This window comes from Streptomyces sp. WMMB 322 (genome assembly GCF_900090145.1).
Classification (GTDB): domain Bacteria; phylum Actinomycetota; class Actinomycetes; order Streptomycetales; family Streptomycetaceae; genus Streptomyces.
The window spans coordinates 93,233-113,567 of sequence record NZ_FMHI01000016.1 but is presented as its reverse complement, the minus strand read 5'-3'; the positions used below and the strand labels follow the sequence as shown (position 1 = coordinate 113,567).

Sequence of the window (20,335 nt, the reverse complement as noted above, 5' to 3'; positions counted from 1 at the left end):
CGGCGGCGTCCGGACCGGCGCCCGGCAACGCCGGTCCGGACGGTTCGTGGGACGGCCGGGGAGGGCCGTCAGTTGCCGCCCGTCACACGGACGTAGTCGACCACGAGCTGCTGGGGGAAGCTGGTGCTCCCGTCCGGGTCGCCCGGCCAGTCGCCGCCGACGGCGAGGTTGAGGATCATGAAGAAGGGGTGGTCGAAGACCCAGCGGTCGCCGCCCAGATCGGCGGGAGTACGGGTCTGGTACTCGTTGCCGTCGACCGACCAGACGATCTTATCCGGTGACCAGTCGACCGCGAAGGTGTGGAAGTCGTCCGCGAACTTCTGCCCGTCCGGGAGGGAGTAGCCGGAACCGATGCCCTCGCCACCGGAGTATCCGGGCCCGTGGATGGTGCCGTGCACGGTACTCGGCTCGGATCCGATGTTCTCCATGACGTCGATCTCACCGCATGCGGGCCATCCTGCACTGCCGATGTCCTCACCGAGCATCCAGAACGCCGGCCACATGCCCTGCCCCTGGGGCACCTTCATGCGGGCTTCTGCATGCCCGTAGGTGGTGGTGAAGGTGCTCGCGGTGTTCAGCCGCGCCGAGGTGTACTCACACGGGCCGTACCAGCAGCTGTAGTTGCCCGGGTTCTCCTTCTTGGCGGTGATGACGAGGTTGCCGTTGCCGTCCAGCGCTGCGTTGTCGGTCCCCGATGTGTAGTACTGGCGCTCGTGGTTGCTGACGTTGTCGCCCGTCTCCAGTTTCCACTTGGAACCGTCCACGGGGCTGCCGGCCGGTCCGTCGAAGTCGTCGGTGAACTGCGCTGCCTTGGCGGCGTCCCGGTCCGCGGCCTGTGTTCCGGCGCTCGCCGGCACCGAGAGCAGCGGGGTCATCGCGAGGGCGGCGGCGGCCAGCAGCCCAGCCGTCAGCGAGGTCTTCGGTCTCATCGAGCGGTGCCTTCCTGTGGGGAGGACCGCCTGTGCGGCCCAGAAGGTCCCGGCCGCGTGGCGCGGCCGGGTTCGCGCTCCGGCAGTCCGGCGGACGGGCCCGCACTTCGGGTGAACAGGTGTGGGGCGCACGGCAGTTCACTCGGCACGGACCGACCGCATCGACGGGCATGCCGTCATCTCTTGAAGACAATTTCCGGCGCCGAGACAGCGATGTCAATAGGTCTGGACCTAACTCTTCACAATGTGACCGCCGCCGGTGTGGGCACCATGCTCCGCACGCGGCCCGTCAGACCGCCCCCGCACCCGTGAGCGAACGCACCTCCGTCTCCGCGTGCTTGGCGTCGTCGGGCACCTCACGCGAGGTGACGGTGCCCAGCCAGCCGAAGAGGAAGCCGAGTGGAATCGCGACCACGCCGGGGTTCTCCAACGGGAAGACGGCGAAGTCGAACCGGGGGAAGAGCGCACCGGGCGCGCCCGAGACGACCGGCGAGAGCAGCACGAGCACGATCGCCGGCACCAGCCCGCCGTAGACCGACCACACCGCCCCCCTCGTGGTGAACCGGCGCCAGAACAGGGCGTAGAGCAGCACCGGCAGGTTGGCGGCAGCCGCCACCGCGAACGCCAGACCTACGAGGAAGGCGACATTGAGATGCTGCGCGAGAAGCCCGAGTCCGATCGCGGTGGCGCCGACCCCTACCGCCGCGACACGGGCGACGCCCACCTCACCCCGCGCGCCGCGCCTGCTCAGCGACGCGTACAGATCGTGAGCGACCGACGCCGACGACGCGAGGGTGATCCCCGCGACCACCGCGAGAATCGTCGCGAAGGCGACCGCCGCGACGACCGCGAACAGTACGGAGCCCCCGGTCGATCCGGCTCCTCCGCCCAGTTCCAGGGAGAGCAGGGGCACCGCCGTGTTCCCGGCGGGATCGGAGGCGCGCACCGTCCCGCTGCCCAGCAGCGCAGCGGCCCCGAACCCGAGGACGATCGTCATCAGGTAGAACGCGCCGATCAGACCGATCGACCAGACGACCGAGCGGCGCGCGGCCCGCGCGGTGGGCACCGTGTAGAAGCGCGACAGGATGTGCGGCAGCCCGGCAGTTCCCAGTACGAGCGCCAGGCCGAGGCTGATGAAGTCCAGCCGGTGTGTCCACTCGCCCCCGTAGCGCAGGCCGGGAGCGAGGAAGTCCCGCCCGTGGCCGCTGCGTTCGGCGGCAGCGCCGAGCAGTGCACCGAGATCGCCGCCGAAGCGCATCAGCACGAGCACTGTCAGCGTGACGGCCCCGCCCAGCAGAAGCACCGCCTTCACGATCTGAATCCACGTCGTCGCACGCATTCCGCCGCAGGAGACGTAAACGATCATGAGGGCCCCGACGCCGATCACCGTCCAGGAGCGCGCCGCCCCGCTCGCACTCCCCAGCAGGAGCGCCACGAGACTGCCGGCACCGACCATCTGCGCGACGAGATACAGCACCGAGACGGTCACGGACGAGACGCCCGAGGCGATGCGGACCGGGCGCGCACGCAGCCTTGCGGTGACGACGTCCGCCAGCGTGAACCGCCCGCAGTTGCGCACGAGTTCGGCGACGAGAAGCAGCACCACCAGCCAGGCCGCGAGGAATCCGACGGAGTAGAGGATGCCGTCGTAGCCGTACAGGGCGATGACGCCGGCGATCCCGAGGAAGGAGGCCGCCGACATGTAGTCGCCCGCGATGGCGAATCCGTTCTCCATAGGACTGAAGAGACGGCCGCCCGCGTAGAACTCCTCGGGTGAGCCGCGCCGTCTGCGGCTGGCCAGCGTGGTGATGACCAGGGTGGCGGCGATGACGGCGCTGAAGAGCACCAGAGTCAGCGTCTGATGGTTGCCGGTCAACGCATGCTCTCCATGGCCGTACGGGGGGCTGGGGCGGTGTACGCGCGGGCCATGTCCTCGGTCTCCCAGCGCAGGTCGAGTGCGAGTCCGTCCCGGCGCAGCCGCGCGTGGCGCACGTACGCCCACGTCAGCAGGAAGGTGCTGGCGAACTGCGCGAGACCGGCGGCCATGGCGACGTTGAACACTCCGGCGAGCGGACGGGACATCAGCTCCGGTGCCGCGGTCGCGGTGACGAGGTAGGCGAGATACCAGGCCAGGAAGGCGACGCTGACGGGCGCGACGAAGCGCCGGTAGCGCCGCCGCACCTGCTGGAAGGCCTCACTCCGCTGGACGGCGACGTATACCGCGGCGGCATGCGCCTCGCGGGTCTCCGGACCGTCCTCGCAGTTCGCGGGCTGCCCGTCACCGGTGCGCGCACCCTCACCGGCCCCGGTGCGCGCGTCGTCGCTGCGAGGAGGCAGGGTCGCGGCCGTCGCCGCGGGCGGGGCGTCGTGATCGCCCGGACCGGAGGCCAGGGCGTCGTACCAGGGATCGTCGGTGCGCATGCCCAAAGAATGGACAAGCACAGAAGATCACGGATGGGGCATCCGGGACTGTTCACCTTTTCAGGTGACGTACCGGTCCAGCGGTCATCACCGCTGGACCGGCCCCTGGCCGGCGCCCTGTGCACGGCGCCGGCCAGGGGCTGCGACTAGACGTCGATCCGCGAACGGTCCAGGGTCGCCGCGGAGGAGCTGATGAACTCCCTGCGCGGGGCCACATCGCTGCCCATGAGCAGGTCGAAGGCCGCCTCCGCCGCCTCCAGGTCACTGATGTTGATCCTGCGCAGGGTGCGGTGACGCGGGTCCATCGTGGTCTCGGCGAGCTGGCCGGCGTCCATCTCACCGAGGCCCTTGTAACGCTGGATCGAATCCTTGTATCGCACCTTGCCGCGCTCCAGCTCCATGAGCGTCTGCCGCAGCTCGTTGTCGGAGTAGGTGTAGATGTACTTCTCCTGCCCCTTCTTGGGGTTGACCAGCTCGATCCGGTGCAGCGGAGGCACCGCGGAGAAGACCCGGCCCTCTTCGACCATGGGCCTCATGTAGCGCTGGAAGAGCGTCAGCAGCAGGCACCGGATGTGAGCGCCGTCGACGTCGGCGTCGGCGAGGAAGATGACCTTGCCGTACCGCGCCTGGTCGATGTCGAAGGTCCGCCCGGACCCGGCTCCTATCACCTGGATGATCGAGCCGCACTCGGCGTTCTTGAGCATGTCGGCGACGGAGGACTTCTGAACATTGAGGATCTTGCCCCGGATCGGCAGCAGCGCCTGGAATTCGGAGTTCCGGGCCAGCTTCGCGGTACCGAGCGCCGAATCCCCCTCGACGATGAACAGTTCGCTGCGGTCGACGTCGTCACTACGGCAATCGGCGAGTTTGGCGGGCAGCGAGGACGATTCCAGTGCAGTCTTCCGCCGCTGCGCCTCCTTGTGCTGCCGGGCGGCGATGCGCGTGCGGGCAGCCGCGGCGATCTTCTCCAGCACGGCCCGTGCCTGCTGCTTGGCGTCTCGCTTGGTCGAGGTGAGGAACGACTTGAGCTCCTTGGCCACGACCTGTCCGACGATGCGGGAGGCCGCCGAGGTGCCGAGGACCTCCTTCGTCTGCCCCTCGAACTGCGGTTCGGCGAGCCGCACCGTCACCACGGCGGTGAGGCCTTCCATCGCGTCGTCCTTGGCGATGTCGTCCTCGGCCACGCGAAGGATCTTCGTGGAGCGCAACGCCTCGTTGACGGTCTTGGTGACGGCCCGCTCGAATCCCGAGACGTGTGTGCCCCCCTTGGGGGTGGCGATGATGTTGACGAAGGACTTCAGCGTCGAGTCGTAGCCCGTGCCCCAGCGGAGCGCGATGTCGACACCCAGCTCGCGCTGCACCTCCGTGGGGATCATGTGACCCCGGTCGTCGAGGACCGGCACCGTCTCCTTGAACTGGCCCTTGCCCTGCAGGCGCACCACGTCGCTGACCGGCTTGTCCTGCGCCAGGTACTCGCAGAACTCGCTGATCCCGCCGTCGTAGCGGAAGACCTCCTCGGAGACCTCCTGTCCGTCCAGTCCACGCTCGTCGCGCACGACCAGCGTGAGCCCGGGCACGAGGAAGGCGGTCTGCCGGGCGCGGGCGTGCAGCGTCTCCAGCGAGAGTCGGGCGTCCTTGAGGAAGATCTGCCGGTCCGCCCAGTAGCGCACGCGGGTACCGGTGCGGTTCTTGGGCAGCTTCTTGCCCTTGCGCAGCCCGCTCCCGGGATCGAAGGGCGCATCCGGACCGGACTCCGTGAAGATGCCGGGAACGCCGCGGCGGAAGCTGATCGAATGCGTGCGGCTGCTGCGGTCGACCTCGATGTCGAGCCGGGAGGAGAGCGCATTGACGACGGAGGCGCCGACGCCGTGCAGGCCGCCCGACGCCGCGTACGAGCCGCCGCCGAACTTGCCGCCGGCGTGCAGCTTGGTCATCACGACCTCGATGCCGGACAGACCGGTCTTGGGCTCGACGTCGACCGGGATTCCGCGGCCGTTGTCGCGGATCTCGACGGAGCCGTCCTGGTACAGGACGACCTCGATGTGGTCGCAGTGACCGCCGAGGGCCTCGTCGACGGAGTTGTCGATGATCTCCCACAGACAGTGCATCAGGCCCCGGCTGTCGGTGGAGCCGATGTACATGCCGGGGCGCTTGCGCACCGCTTCGAGCCCCTCCAGGACGAGCAGGTGCCGCGCGGTGTAGTTGGCGCCGCCGTCCCTGTCTGTCCCGCTGAGCAACGCGGTGGACGGCTTGGTGTTCCCCCTGCCGGAGGCCAGGGAAGAGTCGGCGGTCACGCGGTTCGCTCCTCGCTGAATTCTGCTTGTGGTGGCTGGTTGCCGCGTCAGAGGGTACCGAGAGTGCAGGAGAGGGCGTGGCTCGCCACCCGGGAAGGGATTCATGGTAGCCGATGATCGTTCGTACGTTCGATAACTCGATGGGGTGACGCACACATCACGTTCCCTTTGGCGCATGAACCATTTAGGCTCCGGGCACGTCCCCTTCAACACGGGAACACTGCAGAGACAAACAACTGGACAACAGCCACCAAGCATCGTGATCACGAAGCAACCCACGCAATACGGCTCATTCGCCGCCACCCGGCAACATGCAGCCGCCCCCGGGGAGAAATCTTCGAGGAATCGCCGAGAGCGGGAACGTTTTCGGCCTGGTTGGATGTTGACCCTGGTACGACAGCTCGTCGAGCTAGAGAAGAGGCGACGTGACTACAGTTCTGACCCCCGCGACTCCGTTGACGGCCGCCGACCGCTGTGACCGCTGCAACGCTCAGGCCTATCTGCGCGTCGTACTGCTCAGCGGCGGAGAGCTGCTGTTCTGCGCACACCACGGGCGTAAGTTCGAGCCGGAGCTCAAGAAGATCGCCGCGGAGATACAGGACGAGACGGAGAAGCTCACTGCTCCTGCCGGCACAGAGGCGGGAGAGGGCTGAGCTGCCCTACTGACCAGACGTCCCGAGAACCGACGAGCTCGGACCGGCAACAGGCCGGAATCGAAGGGCGGTCATCCGGTACCACCGGATGACCGCCCTTCCGCGTCCCGGGCCGGCCGCCTCCCGCGCTGAGCGGGCTCCAGGGGCAAGCCGTCCCCGGGTTCCGCTGCGGGCGAACAGCCGCCCGGGCGTCGGCCTTCCCCGCCCTTACCTCTTGTCACTCGCTGTGCTCACGGACGAGACCCGCCACGGAGGAGACCCGCGTGTACACGCCGGGTCTGCCTTCCTCCCCGCAGCCCGCCCCCCACGAGACCAGCCCGACGACCCTCCCGTTCACCACCAGCGGCCCGCCGCTGTCGCCCTGGCACGCGTCACGACCGCCCTCCGCCACCCCCGCACACACCATGGAGGCCGCGTCGAAGACACCCTCGGATCCACTGGGGTAGGCGCGGGCACAGGCGGAGTCGTCCATCATGTCGACCTCGGCGACGCGCAACCGGGGGCCGTAGTCCCCGTTCCCGCTCATGTCGCCCCAGCCGTAGACCTCCGCAGCGGAACCCGCGGTGTAACCGGTGTCGCTGCCGGAGGCCATCGGGATCGTGGAGCCCGCGGGCAGCGGCTCGCTGAGCGTGAGGACCGCGATGTCGCCCGCGTTCGTCGCCGCGTCGTACCCGGGGTTGATCCACTTCTTGCGGACCTTCACCTCACGTCCGGTGCTCGTACCGAGGTCGTTCCTGCCGGATATGACGTGCAGGTCGTCGACGTCTCCGTGTGCCACGCCCAGCACCTCCCGGCTCAGACAGTGCGCAGCCGTGATCACAGTTCGGGCACCCACGAGCGCTCCCCCGCAGAACTGGCCGGAGCGGCTGTTCCCGAAGCGGTCCCGGCTGGAGAGGGCCACGACCCACGGATGCTCGGCAGCCTCCACCGGACGCCCGCCCACCACTGCCCGGTCCCGCGCGTGGGCCTGCGGCGCCGGCACGAGGGCCAGCACGACACCGAGCAGCACGGGTATCAGCGAGGGCAGCGGGAGCGCACGCAGCGGACGCATACAGCCTCCTGGCGGTGAGAGGGCCTTGGGAAAGGCCTTCCGGACCATCAACAGTGAGCCGGATGGAGCAGCTCCGCATCCGGAGGCGACGCTGCATACTCACGGCAAGGGCCGGTGACCCTTGGTAGGGTCACCGGCCCTTGCCGTGAGAGCTGCCGCGGCGGCGCCGATCAGTCCAGGTAGTCGCGCAGAACCTGGGAGCGGGATGGGTGGCGCAGCTTCGACATGGTCTTGGACTCGATCTGACGGATCCGCTCACGCGTGACGCCGTAGACCTTGCCGATCTCGTCGAGGGTCTTGGGCTGACCGTCCGTCAGGCCGAACCGCATGGACACCACACCCGCCTCGCGCTCGCTGAGCGTGTCCAGAACCGAGTGCAGCTGCTCCTGGAGAAGCGTGAAGCTGACCGCGTCGGCGGGGACGACGGCTTCCGAGTCCTCGATGAGGTCACCGAACTCGCTGTCGCCGTCCTCGCCCAGAGGCGTGTGCAGAGAGATCGGCTCACGCCCGTACTTCTGGACCTCGACGACCTTTTCCGGCGTCATGTCCAGCTCCTTGGCCAGCTCCTCCGGGGAGGGCTCGCGGCCCAGGTCCTGGAGCATCTGCCGCTGCACACGCGCGAGTTTGTTGATGACCTCGACCATGTGCACCGGAATGCGGATGGTGCGCGCCTGGTCGGCCATTGCACGTGTGATGGCCTGCCGGATCCACCACGTCGCGTACGTCGAGAATTTGTAGCCCTTGGTGTAGTCGAACTTCTCGACCGCACGGATCAGGCCGAGGTTGCCCTCCTGGATCAGGTCCAGGAAGAGCATGCCGCGACCCGTGTAGCGCTTGGCCAGCGAGACCACGAGGCGGAGGTTGGCCTCGAGCAGGTGGTTCTTGGCCCGGCGGCCGTCCTCGGCGATGATCTCCAGCTCACGCTTCAGCTTGGGCGCGAGCTTGTCCTCGGCGGCGAGCTTGTCCTCGGCGAACAGCCCCGCCTCGATCCGCTTGGCGAGCTCCACCTCCTGCTCGGCGTTGAGCAGAGGAACCTTGCCGATCTGCTTGAGGTAGTCCTTGACCGGGTCCGCGGTGGCACCTGCGGCGGCGACCTGCTGGGCCGGCGCGTCGTCCTCGTCGTCGTCGGAGAGAACGAAGCCCTCGTTCTCGTTCTTCACCTCGGCCGTGGGGCCGTCGTTGGCACCCGGCTTGTTCAGAGGCTTGGCCGGTGCCTCGTCGGTCGCCTCGTCGGCGTCCTCGAGGATCTCGTCGACCACGGACTTCTTGGTTGCGGACTTCTTCGCCGTGGCCTTCTTCGCCATGGCCGCCTTCTTGGCGGTCTTCTTCGCCGTGGCCGCCTTCTTGGCGGTCTTCTTCACCGGCTCGGCAGCCGGCTCGGCGACGGCCACCTCGACGGGATCCACATCGACGACACCCTCGGGCACCGCGGCGTCGAGCTCCGCCGAAGCCGGCTCCGGCTTGGCTGCCGCCTTCTTCGTGGCAGCGGACCTGGCCGGGACGGTCTTCGTGGCGGTGCGCTTGGCGGAAGTCTTGGCCGCAACACTCTTACGGGTGCGCTTGGGGGCCTCTGCGGCACTCACCATCAGCGTCACACCCTCCTCGTCGAGGATCTGGTTGAGGCTGCGCAGTACGTTCTTCCACTGGGTTGGCGGAATCTGGTCAGCTTCGAAGGCCCGACGCACGTCGTCGCCGCCGATCTGCCCCTCAGCCTTTCCCCGCTCGATGAGCGCCACCACAGACTCGGATTCGGCGATCTCCGCAGGGAGCGTACGGGATGTGCTGGCCGACACGAACAACCTCTCGGAACGATGGAAACGGCAAACCGCCGGTGGGAATGAACCGACGGCGCGGGCTGAGCTGTGGGAGGAATACAGCGCCTGTACGAGCACCGGGCTCCTGGCCAGTATTCCCTCCGCGGCTGTCACCTCTTGAGTCATCGCGCTGCGACGCGAAGCGTTACGGGCAATACGCGTGGCCCGGGTCACATCCTTACTCGATGTATTCCGGAAGGATGCTGACGAAAAGGACATCACTCTGAGAAGTTGCCCCGTATGTACAAGGGCACACACGGCTGCGCCGCCCGGATTCCGGCGGTACAGCCGTGTGTGCCACGAGACGGGACATCCCCGGCCGCCGACAGGGCCCGAGCCGGTGCCCGCGAGCGCGGCACCCGACTCCCGGCGCCCGCGCCGGTCAGTGCTCGCGGGGCGGGGGCACCACGTGGTCGGAGCCGCCGGCACCGCTCGCGCCGGTCTGGGGGACGGCGGCAGTCGCGTCGGGGCGACCGCCGAGCACCTGTCGCATCGCCGCTTCCGCGGCGCCGCCCTCGCCGGCGGTGAGCGCATCCACCACCCGCTGATGGCGGGCGACGGATGCCTCCGTGGCGACCTCGCATCCCGTGCCGGTGCCACCGGACACCTGGAGGGCCGCGGAGACGATGCCCGAGAGGTGCTCGAGCATGCGGTTCCCGGCTGCCTGCAGCAGCTGCCCGTGAAACTCGGCGTCCGCGCGCGAGAAGGTCAGGGTGTCTCCCTGACCCACGGCGTGCGTCATGATCTCGACCATGTCCGACAGGCGCTGCCGCACCTCCTCACGCACCTGACCGGCTGCGAGGCGCGCGGCCAACGGCTCGATGGTGCTGCGCAGTTCACGCAGCTCCCGGCGCTGGTCCTCGCGCTGCGGCCCGAAGGCCCGCCACTCGATGATGTCCGGGTCGAGCAGATTCCAGTCGCTGACGGGCCGTACCCGCGTACCCACATTGGGCCGGGCGCTGACCAACCCCTTGGCTTCCAGGACGCGGAGAGACTCACGTACGACGGTGCGGGATACCTCGAAGCGGTGACCGATCTCTTCGGGGACGAGAGGCCGGTCGGCCCCGAGATCCCCGGAGACGATCATCTGGCCGAGCTGCTGGACGAGTTGGCCGTGCAGTCCTCGCCCGCGGCTGCCGGCAGCCCGCCGCCCTGGTCGGTTGATGTCGGCCTCGGAGCCTTGCCAGGCAGGGACGTTGCTGGAAGTACGTGCGGAGCCGGAGGACTCGGCGTATGCGTAGCGGTCTAGTTCGCCCGGGCCGACCTGTCCCGAGTCGGCTGAGCGAGCGGCGGTCATCATGGAGTGCGCAAGGGTAGTCACGCATCCTTTGTCGGCGGCGCTCCGGGCCGCCTTGAGGGCTTTGGTGAAAAGCACACGAAAGGGTGATCACTGACTTCCTGTCAATTGACGCCTTATCGGAAAGAAAGCGTTGTGACGTCATCTGCCCGTTTTTCAGGGCATGTTGACGCTTCGGAAAGCCGGAGCGACGAGCAGGACAGGCCCGTGACTACCCTGCTCTGCTGTTCAGTGTGGAGACGAGATAGCCGGCCAACAGCGCCCCCACCGTCAACGCCAGCGCGAAGCCGACAGGTTGTGAGGCCAGTTCGATCAGTGCAGCCGCCCAGCGTTCGGTCCCCGGCGGCCAGGGCATGAGCAGCGCCGCTTCCAGCCGCCCGGGGAGCCCCTCGGTCGTATGCAGGCCGTCGCCGAGAAACGTCCGTACGAGCGGAGCGAGCAACAACGGGACCGCCACCACCACTGCCGTGCCGACCGCACCTGACCGGAAGACGCCCGCAGCCAGAACTCCCGCCCAGGCGCAGCCGACAGCGAGGACGAACACTCCCGCGACATGCATCTGCCACGGCCCGTCAGTGGCGGAAGTGACGTCGGAGGGAAGGAAGAGAGCTCCGGCACCGAAGAACAGCGTCACGCCCGCTGCGTTGACGACGGCGACCGTGATGCCGAGCAGCACCGTCAGAGTCGCCGAGACGGCCAGTTTGGCTGCAAGAAGGCTGATGCGGCGCGGTACCGGTGAGCGGGCGGGGGCGAGAGCGGGATAGCGGAACTCCTCGCCGAACGCGAAGGCTCCCAGCAGGCCCGCCGCCACGGCGACCGGGGGCAGGATGCTGAGATCGCCCGAAGGCCAGCCGGTCAGGAGACGCACCACAGGTGTCAGTGAGTTGTCCGCTGCGGGGGGAAGTCCCAGACCGGTTCGTGCCATCACGAGCGAGACGCAGAACGCCACGCCCACGGTGACCGCCACGGCGATCCAGGTACTGCGGACGCTGGCCAGGCGGCACACCTCGTAGCGCAGGGGCGCGGCCGGGCCGGGCCGGGCGAGGGCGTGCAGTTGCGGCGGCAGTTCGGCGGGCGCCCGTGCGGGAGCGCGCTTCGGGGCCCAGAGGGGCTTGATCCTGCGAGGGGCGTCCGGGTCGACCAGCAGCTTCATCAGGACGGGACGGGTCGCAGAGGCTTCACCGGGGTCGCTCCCGGGGTCTGTGGAGGAGGCGGTGGCGTCGGCGGTGGTGTCGGCGGAAGCAGGAGCCGCGGACGAGCCGGTGGGCTCGTCGGAGCCTGCGAAGCGGGCGGATTCGGTGGGGGCGGCAGATTCGGCGGAGGGATCCACGAGAGGGCCCTCGCCGAGCTGAAGTGTCGGTTCCTCTGCGGAAGTTGCCGCCGCGTGAACGCTCCGGTCCGGTGCGGGACCGGTTGCGGCGTCTGTTCCGGGACCGCCCTCGGCGTCCGGCGCTGTGACGGATTCCTCTTCCGGGGACGTGCGTTCTGCGTGATCCGATCCGGCCACGAGGGCCGGTGAGTTGCCGGTGACCGCCCGGACCGACGAGGTGGCCCCGTAGGCGAAGCGTGTGGGCGAAGCGGCCGAAGTCGTCACGAGCACGGGCTCGTGGGCGGAGGGGCGTTCCGAGCGCCGCTCGGACTCGGCCCCGGAATGCGGATCGGAGTGCGTATCGGAGTACGGGTCGGCGTGCGGGTCGGCGTGCGGGTCGGCGTGCGGGTCGGCATCGTCGTCCGGGGCCGCATCGGATACCGCATCGGATGCGGCACTGTGCGGCTCTGCGGATACGGACGATGACTTCGGAGCCGAACTCGCCACGGTGGAGCGGGATTCCGTAGTACTGATGTGCTCGGAGTCGCCGGGATCGGACGAGGCCCCGGCCGCCTCGCCCGGGGGGTCGTCGATCTCTGCGAGTTCCACCTCCAGCGCCAGGGGCACCGGTTCGTCTCCGGGCTCGGAGCCGGTGGTGCCCACATGTGCGGGTCGTGTCCCCTCCGCCTCCGAACTCGGCGTGATGGTCTGGGGATCGGCGCTGCCTTCCCGTGGTGGGCGGCGGCCGTCGGCACGGTCGAGCGGACCCGGAGGATGAGCGTCTCCCGCGACCCCGCGCTCGTCGGTGAGTTGATGGACGAGAATGCCGTTGCGGTGGGCGTGCTCCCCGACTTCCGCGCAGCTGCTGCCGTACACCGAAACCTTGGTGCCGCCTTCACGCACGACTTTGATCGGGCCGCTGACCCGGTCCTTGCCCGCTTTCCGTGCCTCCTGGGTGAGTACGGCGACGAGGCGGTCGACGTGCGGCGTCCGGACGGCGACACGGGGACGCAGACGGGTGCGCACGAAGTCGGCAGCATGCTGGTCGGCAACGAGGCGGCCCGATTCGATACTGACGACGCGGTCGCCGAGTTCGGCCGCCTCGTCGGAGATGTGCGACGTGACCAGGACGGTGCCGCCCTGATGCGCAAAGCCGCGTAGCAGTGAGTACAGCCACGCGGTCTCACGTGGGGACAGCCCGTGGGCAGGCTCGTCGAGGACCAGGGTGTGCGGGTCTCCCAGCAAGGCGCACGCCATGGCGAGGCGTCGGTCCATACCCCGGGAATACGTGCTCATCCGCTGGTCGGCCAACCCGCTGAGGCCGACGACGTCGAGCACGTCGTCGGCTCTGGTGTGCGGAACGCCGGCAGCGGCGGAGAGCATCCGCAGATGACTGCGGGCGGTGCGCCCCGGGTGACCGTTCACTTCGCCCAGCAGCACACCGACTTCGCGCGCAAGGTGCTGGATCCGGTGGACCGCACGTCCGCGGAAGAGCGCCGTCCCGCGCCCTGCCTGAAGCTGGAGCATGAGGCGCAGGGCAGTTGTCTTGCCCGAGCCTTCCGTTCCGAGAAGCACGGTGACGCGGCCGGGACGTGCCTCGAAGGTGAGGTCGTCGACAGCGGGCGTGAGTTGGTGGCGGCGAGGCAGACTGGTCAGCCCGATTGCCTGGATCATCGCTTCTCCCGCGTGACGCATGGAGGATGCACCCACGCAAGATAACGCGACATGTCGTGCTTTCACCGGCAATGCGTCTCGGCCGGGCAAGTGCGTTGCGGACGAGCGTGCCCTGGCAGGGGTCAGACTTCGGGGCGCAGCATCGGCGGGTTGAGCAGGTTGGCGCCCCCGGCGCGGAACAACTGTGCGGGACGGCCGCCCTGCCGTGTCGTCGTGCCGCCGCTCGGCACCAGGAAGCCGGGCGTCCCCGTCACCTTGCGATGGAAGTTGCGCGGGTCGAGCGCCACACCCCAGACCGCCTCATAGACCCTGCGCAGCTCGCCGACAGTGAACTCGGCCGGGCAGAAGGCAGTGGCGAGGGAGGAGTACTCGATCTTGGAACGGGCGCGTTCCACCCCCGCCGCGAGAATCTGTTCGTGGTCGAAGGCGAGGGTCTTCTCGCCTTCGACCGACGGCCGGAGAGAGCCGTCGCCGGCCCCGAGCAAGTCCTCAACAGGTGCCCAGCGGGCACCTCGAGCGTCCCCTCCCGGCGTCGGCGACGGCAGATCCGGCGCGAGCGCGAGATGGGCGACGCTGACCACCCGCATCCGCGGATCACGGTCGGGGTCGCCGTACGTCGCGAGTTGTTCGAGGTGGGCACCGGGGCTGTCCGTGCCGTGCGCACGCAGAGCCGTCTCTTCCGCGAGCTCGCGTGCCGCGGCCGAGGCGAGGTCCTCGTCGGCCCGGACGAAGCCCCCGGGAAGCGCCCACTTCCCCTCGTACGGCGCCTCACCCCGGCGCACCACCAGCGCGCAGAGCGCGTCTCTGCGCACCGTGAGCACCACGAGGTCGACGGTGACGGCGAAGGGAGGGAAGGCCGACGGATCGTAGGGCATGAGGTGATCATAGTCGTCTGCCTGACGATAAACAGGCGGTCGCCAAGCGCCCTCCGCAGCGGCTTTCGTGCCCCCGGGCTCCCGCTGTTGCCGCCCCAACTCCGCTCAGTCGAGGGTGACTCGCAATCCGTCTGCCACCTCCTCCACCTCTGTCTCACCGGCGCCGCTCGCCCTGATCGAGAAAGGCCGGCCCGCGATGCGGAGTCCGGCGATCCGCACGGCGCCGAACGGCGCCTCACTGAGCGGCCGGACGGAAACCGTTCCCGCCGGAACATCCGGACGTACCCCCACGAGCGTGGTGACCAGATGCACGGCACCGGCCGCGGCCACCGCCGCGGGACGGCACGCGGCAGGATGCGGCAGTGGCACCCCGCCGTCGGCACGCTGCTGGGCCGCGTACATGTCCGGGAGGCGGAGGCCGAACGACGACGCCGCATCGAGCAGGCCGCGCAGCAGTGAACCTGCCTCACCTCCGTGACCCGCAGCGGCGAACCCCGCGACCGCCGCGACGGACTCCTGGACCCGGACGACGCCACCACGGTGTCCGAACGGGTTGTGCCGCGGATCGTCTCGGCCGAGGCTGCGCAGGCCCCACCCGGAATCGAGAGCCGGGTTCCGCAGGTGCCGGCAGAGCTGCTCCGTCTGCTCCGCGGTCAGCATTCCGGTGGCGGGCCGTCCCCCGCCGGCCAGCCCCGTGTCGAGCAACTCGGCCGCCGCTGCGCCGGAATGGGCAAGGGTGCCCCCGGAAACTCCGCCCCGGGTGCGGACCATCACGGGCCCGGCCCCGGTTTTCTCCTCCACCCAGAACTCATTCCGGAAGCAGCGGCCCAGCTCCTGCGCCCACTCCCGCAGCTCCGCTCCACCACCGCGGCCGCAGGCGTCGAGCAACTCGGCACCGAGCAGGGCCGCGCGGTGCGCGCTCGCCTGGACCTCACACCGGTGGGGGCCGTCGGGCGCGGGATCGGGGACGAAGCCTCCTCTCGGGGCGACGCCGACCATCCAGTTGAGGCAGCGCTCGGCGGCCGGCAGAAGCTGCTCGATCTCGCATTCGGGCAGGCCCCACCGGCGTGCTTCTGCGAGGACTGCGGGAAACAGCAGCGTGGCTTCCGTCCCGCTGCAGCTCGGCGGAGCGTACGGCCCGGAATGGCGCAGCGAGCCGGGCAGCCTGCCCTCCTCGGGGCCCGGTGCGGTGAGCTGGCTGCGGGCGAGTGTGCGCAGGGTGCCTGCCGCAAGGCGGGTTCCGAGGGGCAGGAGGAGCCGGGCCGCCCGGAGGGACTCGGCCGGCGCGAACGCGCATCGCCATGGGGCGCCTGCGGCGAGATGGAGGTCGGACGGCGCTGCCGGATCGCTGAGCAGCAGCGCGTTGGCGTCATCGAGGCCGGCGCGGAAGAGCGCAGCGATTCTTCTGTCGTCAGCGTTCGCGTCGGCTCCCCGCCAGAGCCGCGGCGGCCTGGCGGGGCGGGAAGTGATGACGGAGACCGGGCCGGGGGCACCTTTCCGGGTCTTGCCCCTCCCCTTGCTCTTGGTCTTGTCCTCGCCCTTCCGGGAGCCTGGGCGCCCGGGATCCATGCGGGCCAGGTCGGTCCTGAGCACGACGGTGCGCTGGGCGCCGGGCGCCAGCTCCCAGTCCCACCTGAGCAGTCCGAGACGAGCCCAGCTGGTGCCGGGTTGCGGATCGGCGGCCACGGTGGCTCGCAGGCTGCCCGCAGACCAGGACAGGCCGGAACCGTGAACGGAGGCTGGAAGCTCCTCGCCGGTGCGTCCGACGGCGATGGCCGCGATCTCTGCGAGGTCTGTCCCGAGGTGCAGTTCGAAGGGAAGTCTCAGCGGGCGTCGACCCGTGTTATGGACGGTGATGCGCTCCGTGCCGTCGGCCGACCGCAACCGGTCGAGGAGGATCTCCGGGTCGGGTCCCGTCCCCACCGTGGTCGGTGCCGTCGCTGTGAACCGGGCCTGCCTTGCACCGACCATCCGCCCATGGAGCGGCAGCGGTTCCTTGCCGCCGAGAAGGATGCGGCAGCGGGAGATCACTCGTCTCCCCGCGTAGTAGAAGCCCTCCATGCCCTCACCGTTCATCTGACCGTGCTCGGCGGAAACCACGAGATGCGGTGCAGCGACACAGATCAGTGCGTCGTGGGCCGACTGGTGTTCCGCCGTGGGCGGAGGCCCTGGAGGGACGCGCCCACCAGCCGGAGCCCCTCGTGGCCCGGCGGCACGTGCGGGCGGGGCTGCGCCCGCCGTCTGCCGAGCGGGCGTGTGCGACTGCGGCGAAGCCGGCTGCGACATCGTGGACACGGGCGTCCCTCCGCTTCCGCTTGTTCGTGGTCCGGCGAGGGCCGGTGCTGGAGATGAGCGGCGTCTGCACTGAGATGAACGGCTCACGGCGATGCTGGTCACGGCAGAGGGCACGTCGACGGGCCGGCGGTGCCGTGGTTTTCCTGCGCCTGGCGCAACGCCCGCTCCTTGCGCATGCAGCGACGCAACGGCTCCGGGTCCACCCCGTCGTTGAAGGCGCGGTGGAGCAGCCGGGCGAAGACGTAGTCCGGGTCGCTGCGAAGGGCACGGTCGAGGGCGACCCTGGCCGAGGGCCCGTCGCCAGCTGACCAGGAGACCCATCCCGCCAGCGTCAAGGGGGCAGCGGCATGCTCCTCGTACGGCCCGACGCAGCGCCGGGAGAGGGCTCGCCACAGCCGCACGGCCGGTTCGCAGTCGGCGCCTTCCATCCACTCCGCCGCCCGGTCACGCGTCCTTCGGTCCTGGAGGCCGAGGATCATCGCCGCCGCCTCGTCATGGCTGAGCAGTTCGTCGTCGTGGGCGTCCGCGAGAACGGCGTCGTCCTCTCCCGGGAGGGCGTCGCGGAAGCGGGTGATCAGCGACCATGCCAGCCGGAGCGTCTCGGCTCTCACCGCCGGACATCCGTCGGGGTCCAGGATCCGGGGGACGAGGGCCGAGCTCGCGGAATCGAGAGCCTGTTCCTGAGCCCGGGCCGCATCCTCCCCGATCGCTGTGAGCCGCCGTTCCATCTCCCGGAGGGAGCCGCGCACTTGGATGCCGGCGTACGCGGCAGCTGCGGCCATCGCCGAGGTGCCGGCCTCCTCCTGCGGACGTCCCCCGGGCGGACAGCACTCGGAGTCCGGGCAGCAGTACGAGATGTGGAAGCCGCCGGACAGGCACAACGCCTCGTAGACCGGGATCTCCCGCGCCCCGCACGCTGTGCGCAGCGCCTGGGCCAGCGGACGCAGCCCTTCCATGACCTCCTGCCTTTTCTGACCGGGGCCCGGGTCCTGGCAGAGGAAGACGATGGCCCCCTCGGGCCTGCGGTCGCGGGAGCCGGCCTCGCTCTCCAGGCACGCGGCGACCTGTTCGCAGACCGCGGGCCATTCGCCGCGGTCTGAAGGAATACCGATCCTGATGCGCCCGCCGAAGCGTCCGCGCGGACCGTGCAGGGCGACGACGACGATGGAGTCGTCGGGGTAGAAGCCGAGCAGGTAGGGAAGTGCGTCGGCCAGCTCGGCGGGGCCGCGAAGCGCGATCTCGCTCCGGGAACCGGGCGGCCTGGAAACGGGGGCGGGTACGGTGCCGTCGCTCCGGCGGACGCCGGATTCCTCGTCGTGACCGTGGTGCGGGTTGTCTCGCTGTGTCATGAGGAAACCGTGCAGGGAAGAACTCGACACGTGACCCGGGTTGTCCACAAGCTTCCCGGTTAGTACTTCTGTCGCACCAGTGGTCCGGTTGTCCACAGGCTCGTTGGCCGAATGCGTCCGGCATCCGGTTGCATGGAGCCATGAACAACACGGAGCTTCGCCTCAAGGCCGACGCTGTTCTCGCCCGCCTCGTCGGTGACGCCTCGGGCGAAGCCCGACTGCGCGAGGACCAGTGGCGCGCCATCGAAGCGCTGGTGGCGGAGCGGCGGCGGGCCCTCGTCGTCCAGCGCACCGGCTGGGGCAAGTCGGCGGTCTACTTCGTCGCGACGGCACTGCTGCGGGCCGCCGGGGAGGGGCCCACCGTCATCGTCTCACCGCTGCTGGCCCTGATGCGGAATCAGGTGGCCTCCGCCGAGCAGGCCGGCATCCGCGCAAGCACCATCAACTCCTCCAACACGCATGAGTGGGAAGCCATCCAGGCTGCGATCGCCGATGGCGGCGTGGATGTGCTGCTCGTCAGCCCCGAGCGCCTGAACAACCCGGACTTCCGGGACCAGGTCCTGCCGGAGCTCACCGCTGCCACCGGCCTGCTCGTGGTGGACGAGGCCCACTGCATCTCGGACTGGGGTCACGACTTCCGGCCGGACTACCGCCGCCTGCGCACCATGCTCGCCGAGCTGCCGGCCGGCGTGCCCGTGCTCGCCACCACGGCCACGGCCAACGCGAGGGTGACGGCCGATGTGGCCGAGCAGCTCGGCACACACGCACCCGCCGTGGGCTCCGGCGCGGAGGCCGCCGGTGGTGGCGCGCTGGTGCTGCGCGGGCCGCTGGAGCGGGAGAGCCTCAGCCTCGGCGTGCTCAGGCTGCCCGACGCGGCGAACCGGATGGCCTGGCTGTCGGATCACCTCAAGGAGCTGCCGGGCTCCGGCATCGTGTACACCCTCACCGTCGCCGCCGCGGAGGAGGTGACGGCGTTCCTGCGCAGCCAGGGACACGCCGTTGCCGCGTACACGGGCCGCTCCGAGAACGCCGAACGGGAGGCGGCCGAGGCCGACTTGCTCGAAAACCGGGTCAAGGCCCTGGTTGCCACATCAGCACTGGGCATGGGTTTCGACAAGCCGGACCTGGGCTTCGTCGTCCACCTCGGGTCCCCCTCCTCTCCCATCGCCTACTACCAGCAGGTGGGCCGGGCGGGCCGGGGTGTCGCACACGCGGAGGTGCTTCTCCTGCCGGGCCGGGAGGACGAGGCGATCTGGCGCTACTTCGCCTCCCTGGCCTTCCCCGCCGAGGAGCAGGTTCGCCGAACCCTCGACGTTCTGGCCGCAGCTGACCGCCCGGTGTCGCTTCCGGCGCTGGAACCGCAGGTGGAACTGCGCCGGTCGCGGCTCGAAACCATGCTCAAGGTTCTCGACGTGGACGGAGCGGTGCGGCGGGTGCGGGGCGGCTGGACGGCCACGGGCCAGGCATGGGAGTACGACGCGGAGCGCTACGCCTGGGTCGCGCGCCAGCGTGAGACCGAACAAGAGGCAATGCGGCAGTACGCGGATACGGCGCAATGCCGAATGGAGTTCCTGCGGCGGCAGCTCGACGACGCGGAGGCGGCGGCTTGCGGTCGCTGCGACAACTGCGCCGGCCCCCGGTTCACCCCCGAGGTGTCCGCGGTCACGCTGGAGGCGGCCCGCGGGGAACTCGCCCGGCCGGGAGTCGAGGTGGAACCCCGCAAGATGTGGCCGACGGGGCTGCCTGCCGTCGGTGTCGGACTGAAGGGACGCATCCCGGCCGCTGAGCAGGCAGACACCGGCCGCGCCCTGGGAAGGCTCTCGGACATCGGTTGGGGCAATCGGCTCCGTCCGCTGCTCGCACCCGGCGCGGACGACGCCCCGGTACCCGACGACGTCGTGACGGCGGTGGTGGAAGTACTCGCCGACTGGGCCAAAGCGCCGGGTGGTTGGAGTTCGGGCGCCCCTGACGCCCGGGACCGTCCGGTCGGTGTGGTCACCGTGGACTCGCGCACGCGGCCCCGGCTGGTGCGGTCGCTGGGTGAGCGCATATCGGAGATCGGCCGCATGCCCCTGCTGGGCACTGTCGCCTACGAAGCGGGGGGTCCGCACGGCGCGCCCGCACGCAGCAACGGGGCGCAGCGCCTCCGCGCCCTGCACGGTTCGCTGACGCTGCCCGGGCCGCTGTCGGCGGCGGTCGCGGACGCAGGCGGCCCGGTGCTGCTGGTGGACGACTTCGCCGACACGGGCTGGACGCTTGCGGTGGCGGCCCGGCTGCTGCTGCAGGCAGGGGCGAGCGGAGTCCTCCCGCTGGTCCTCGCAGTGCAGGGATGACCGTGCAGGGGTGACCGCGCCGAGACCTTGCCGCCCTCGGC

13 protein-coding genes are annotated in these 20,335 nt (G+C 69.9%); 2 read left to right on the top strand and 11 right to left on the bottom strand.

Going from position 1 to position 20,335, the window contains the following annotated elements:
* Positions 1–68: 68 nt before the first annotated feature.
* The 4 genes from H180DRAFT_RS22420 to H180DRAFT_RS22405 form a co-directional block, all read right to left on the bottom strand.
* Entirely contained in the window at positions 69–929 is an 861-nt protein-coding gene (locus H180DRAFT_RS22420; protein ID WP_055487916.1) for a glycoside hydrolase family 16 protein, read from the bottom strand.
* Positions 930–1,218: 289 nt separating this feature from the next.
* Entirely contained in the window at positions 1,219–2,805 is a 1,587-nt protein-coding gene (locus tag H180DRAFT_RS22415) for a solute symporter family protein (protein ID WP_055487915.1), read from the bottom strand.
* Positions 2,802–3,350, bottom strand: coding sequence for a DUF485 domain-containing protein (locus H180DRAFT_RS22410; protein ID WP_055487914.1), 549 nt, complete (start codon positions 3,348–3,350; stop codon positions 2,802–2,804). The genes H180DRAFT_RS22415 and H180DRAFT_RS22410 overlap by 4 nt, the downstream gene beginning before the upstream one ends.
* Before the next feature lie 146 nt (positions 3,351–3,496).
* Entirely contained in the window at positions 3,497–5,644 is a 2,148-nt protein-coding gene (locus H180DRAFT_RS22405; protein WP_055487913.1) for a DNA gyrase/topoisomerase IV subunit B, read from the bottom strand.
* Positions 5,645–6,069: 425 nt separating this feature from the next.
* Between H180DRAFT_RS22405 and H180DRAFT_RS22400 the strand changes: the two genes are divergently transcribed.
* Positions 6,070–6,297, top strand: coding sequence for a DUF7455 domain-containing protein (locus H180DRAFT_RS22400; RefSeq protein ID WP_055487912.1), 228 nt, complete (start codon positions 6,070–6,072; stop codon positions 6,295–6,297).
* Positions 6,298–6,514: 217 nt separating this feature from the next.
* Here H180DRAFT_RS22400 and H180DRAFT_RS22395 read toward each other — a convergent pair whose 3' ends face one another.
* From H180DRAFT_RS22395 to H180DRAFT_RS22365, 7 genes are all read right to left on the bottom strand, one after another.
* Complete coding sequence (locus H180DRAFT_RS22395) at positions 6,515–7,348, bottom strand: S1 family peptidase (RefSeq protein ID WP_079100317.1); 834 nt, start codon at positions 7,346–7,348, stop codon at positions 6,515–6,517.
* A gap of 170 nt (positions 7,349–7,518) precedes the next feature.
* Entirely contained in the window at positions 7,519–9,141 is a 1,623-nt protein-coding gene (locus H180DRAFT_RS22390) for an RNA polymerase sigma factor (protein ID WP_175437810.1), read from the bottom strand.
* Between the two features lie 403 nt (positions 9,142–9,544).
* A complete protein-coding gene (locus H180DRAFT_RS22385) occupies positions 9,545–10,537 on the bottom strand; it encodes a FadR/GntR family transcriptional regulator (RefSeq protein WP_074466936.1) in 993 nt (330 codons plus the stop codon).
* Positions 10,538–10,670: 133 nt separating this feature from the next.
* A complete protein-coding gene (locus H180DRAFT_RS30975) occupies positions 10,671–13,442 on the bottom strand; it encodes an ABC transporter ATP-binding protein (protein ID WP_055487909.1) in 2,772 nt (923 codons plus the stop codon).
* A 122-nt stretch (positions 13,443–13,564) separates the two neighbouring features.
* Positions 13,565–14,317 (bottom strand): NUDIX hydrolase, encoded by a 753-nt coding sequence (locus H180DRAFT_RS22375; protein WP_055487908.1) that lies wholly within the window; start codon positions 14,315–14,317, stop codon positions 13,565–13,567.
* Between the two features lie 105 nt (positions 14,318–14,422).
* The gene (locus H180DRAFT_RS22370) at positions 14,423–16,417 is read right to left on the bottom strand and encodes a glycogen debranching N-terminal domain-containing protein (RefSeq protein WP_254666145.1); all 1,995 of its coding nucleotides are present in this window, start codon (positions 16,415–16,417) and stop codon (positions 14,423–14,425) included.
* Between the two features lie 293 nt (positions 16,418–16,710).
* On the bottom strand, positions 16,711–17,961 hold the full coding sequence (locus tag H180DRAFT_RS22365; protein WP_079100323.1) for a DUF4192 domain-containing protein: 1,251 nt from the start codon (positions 17,959–17,961) through the stop codon (positions 16,711–16,713).
* A 140-nt stretch (positions 17,962–18,101) separates the two neighbouring features.
* Here H180DRAFT_RS22365 and H180DRAFT_RS22360 point away from each other — a divergent pair, with 140 nt between their 5' ends.
* Positions 18,102–20,294, top strand: a complete 2,193-nt coding sequence (locus H180DRAFT_RS22360) for a RecQ family ATP-dependent DNA helicase (RefSeq protein ID WP_055487907.1) — start codon at positions 18,102–18,104, stop codon at positions 20,292–20,294.
* The last annotated feature ends 41 nt before the right edge of the window (positions 20,295–20,335 follow it).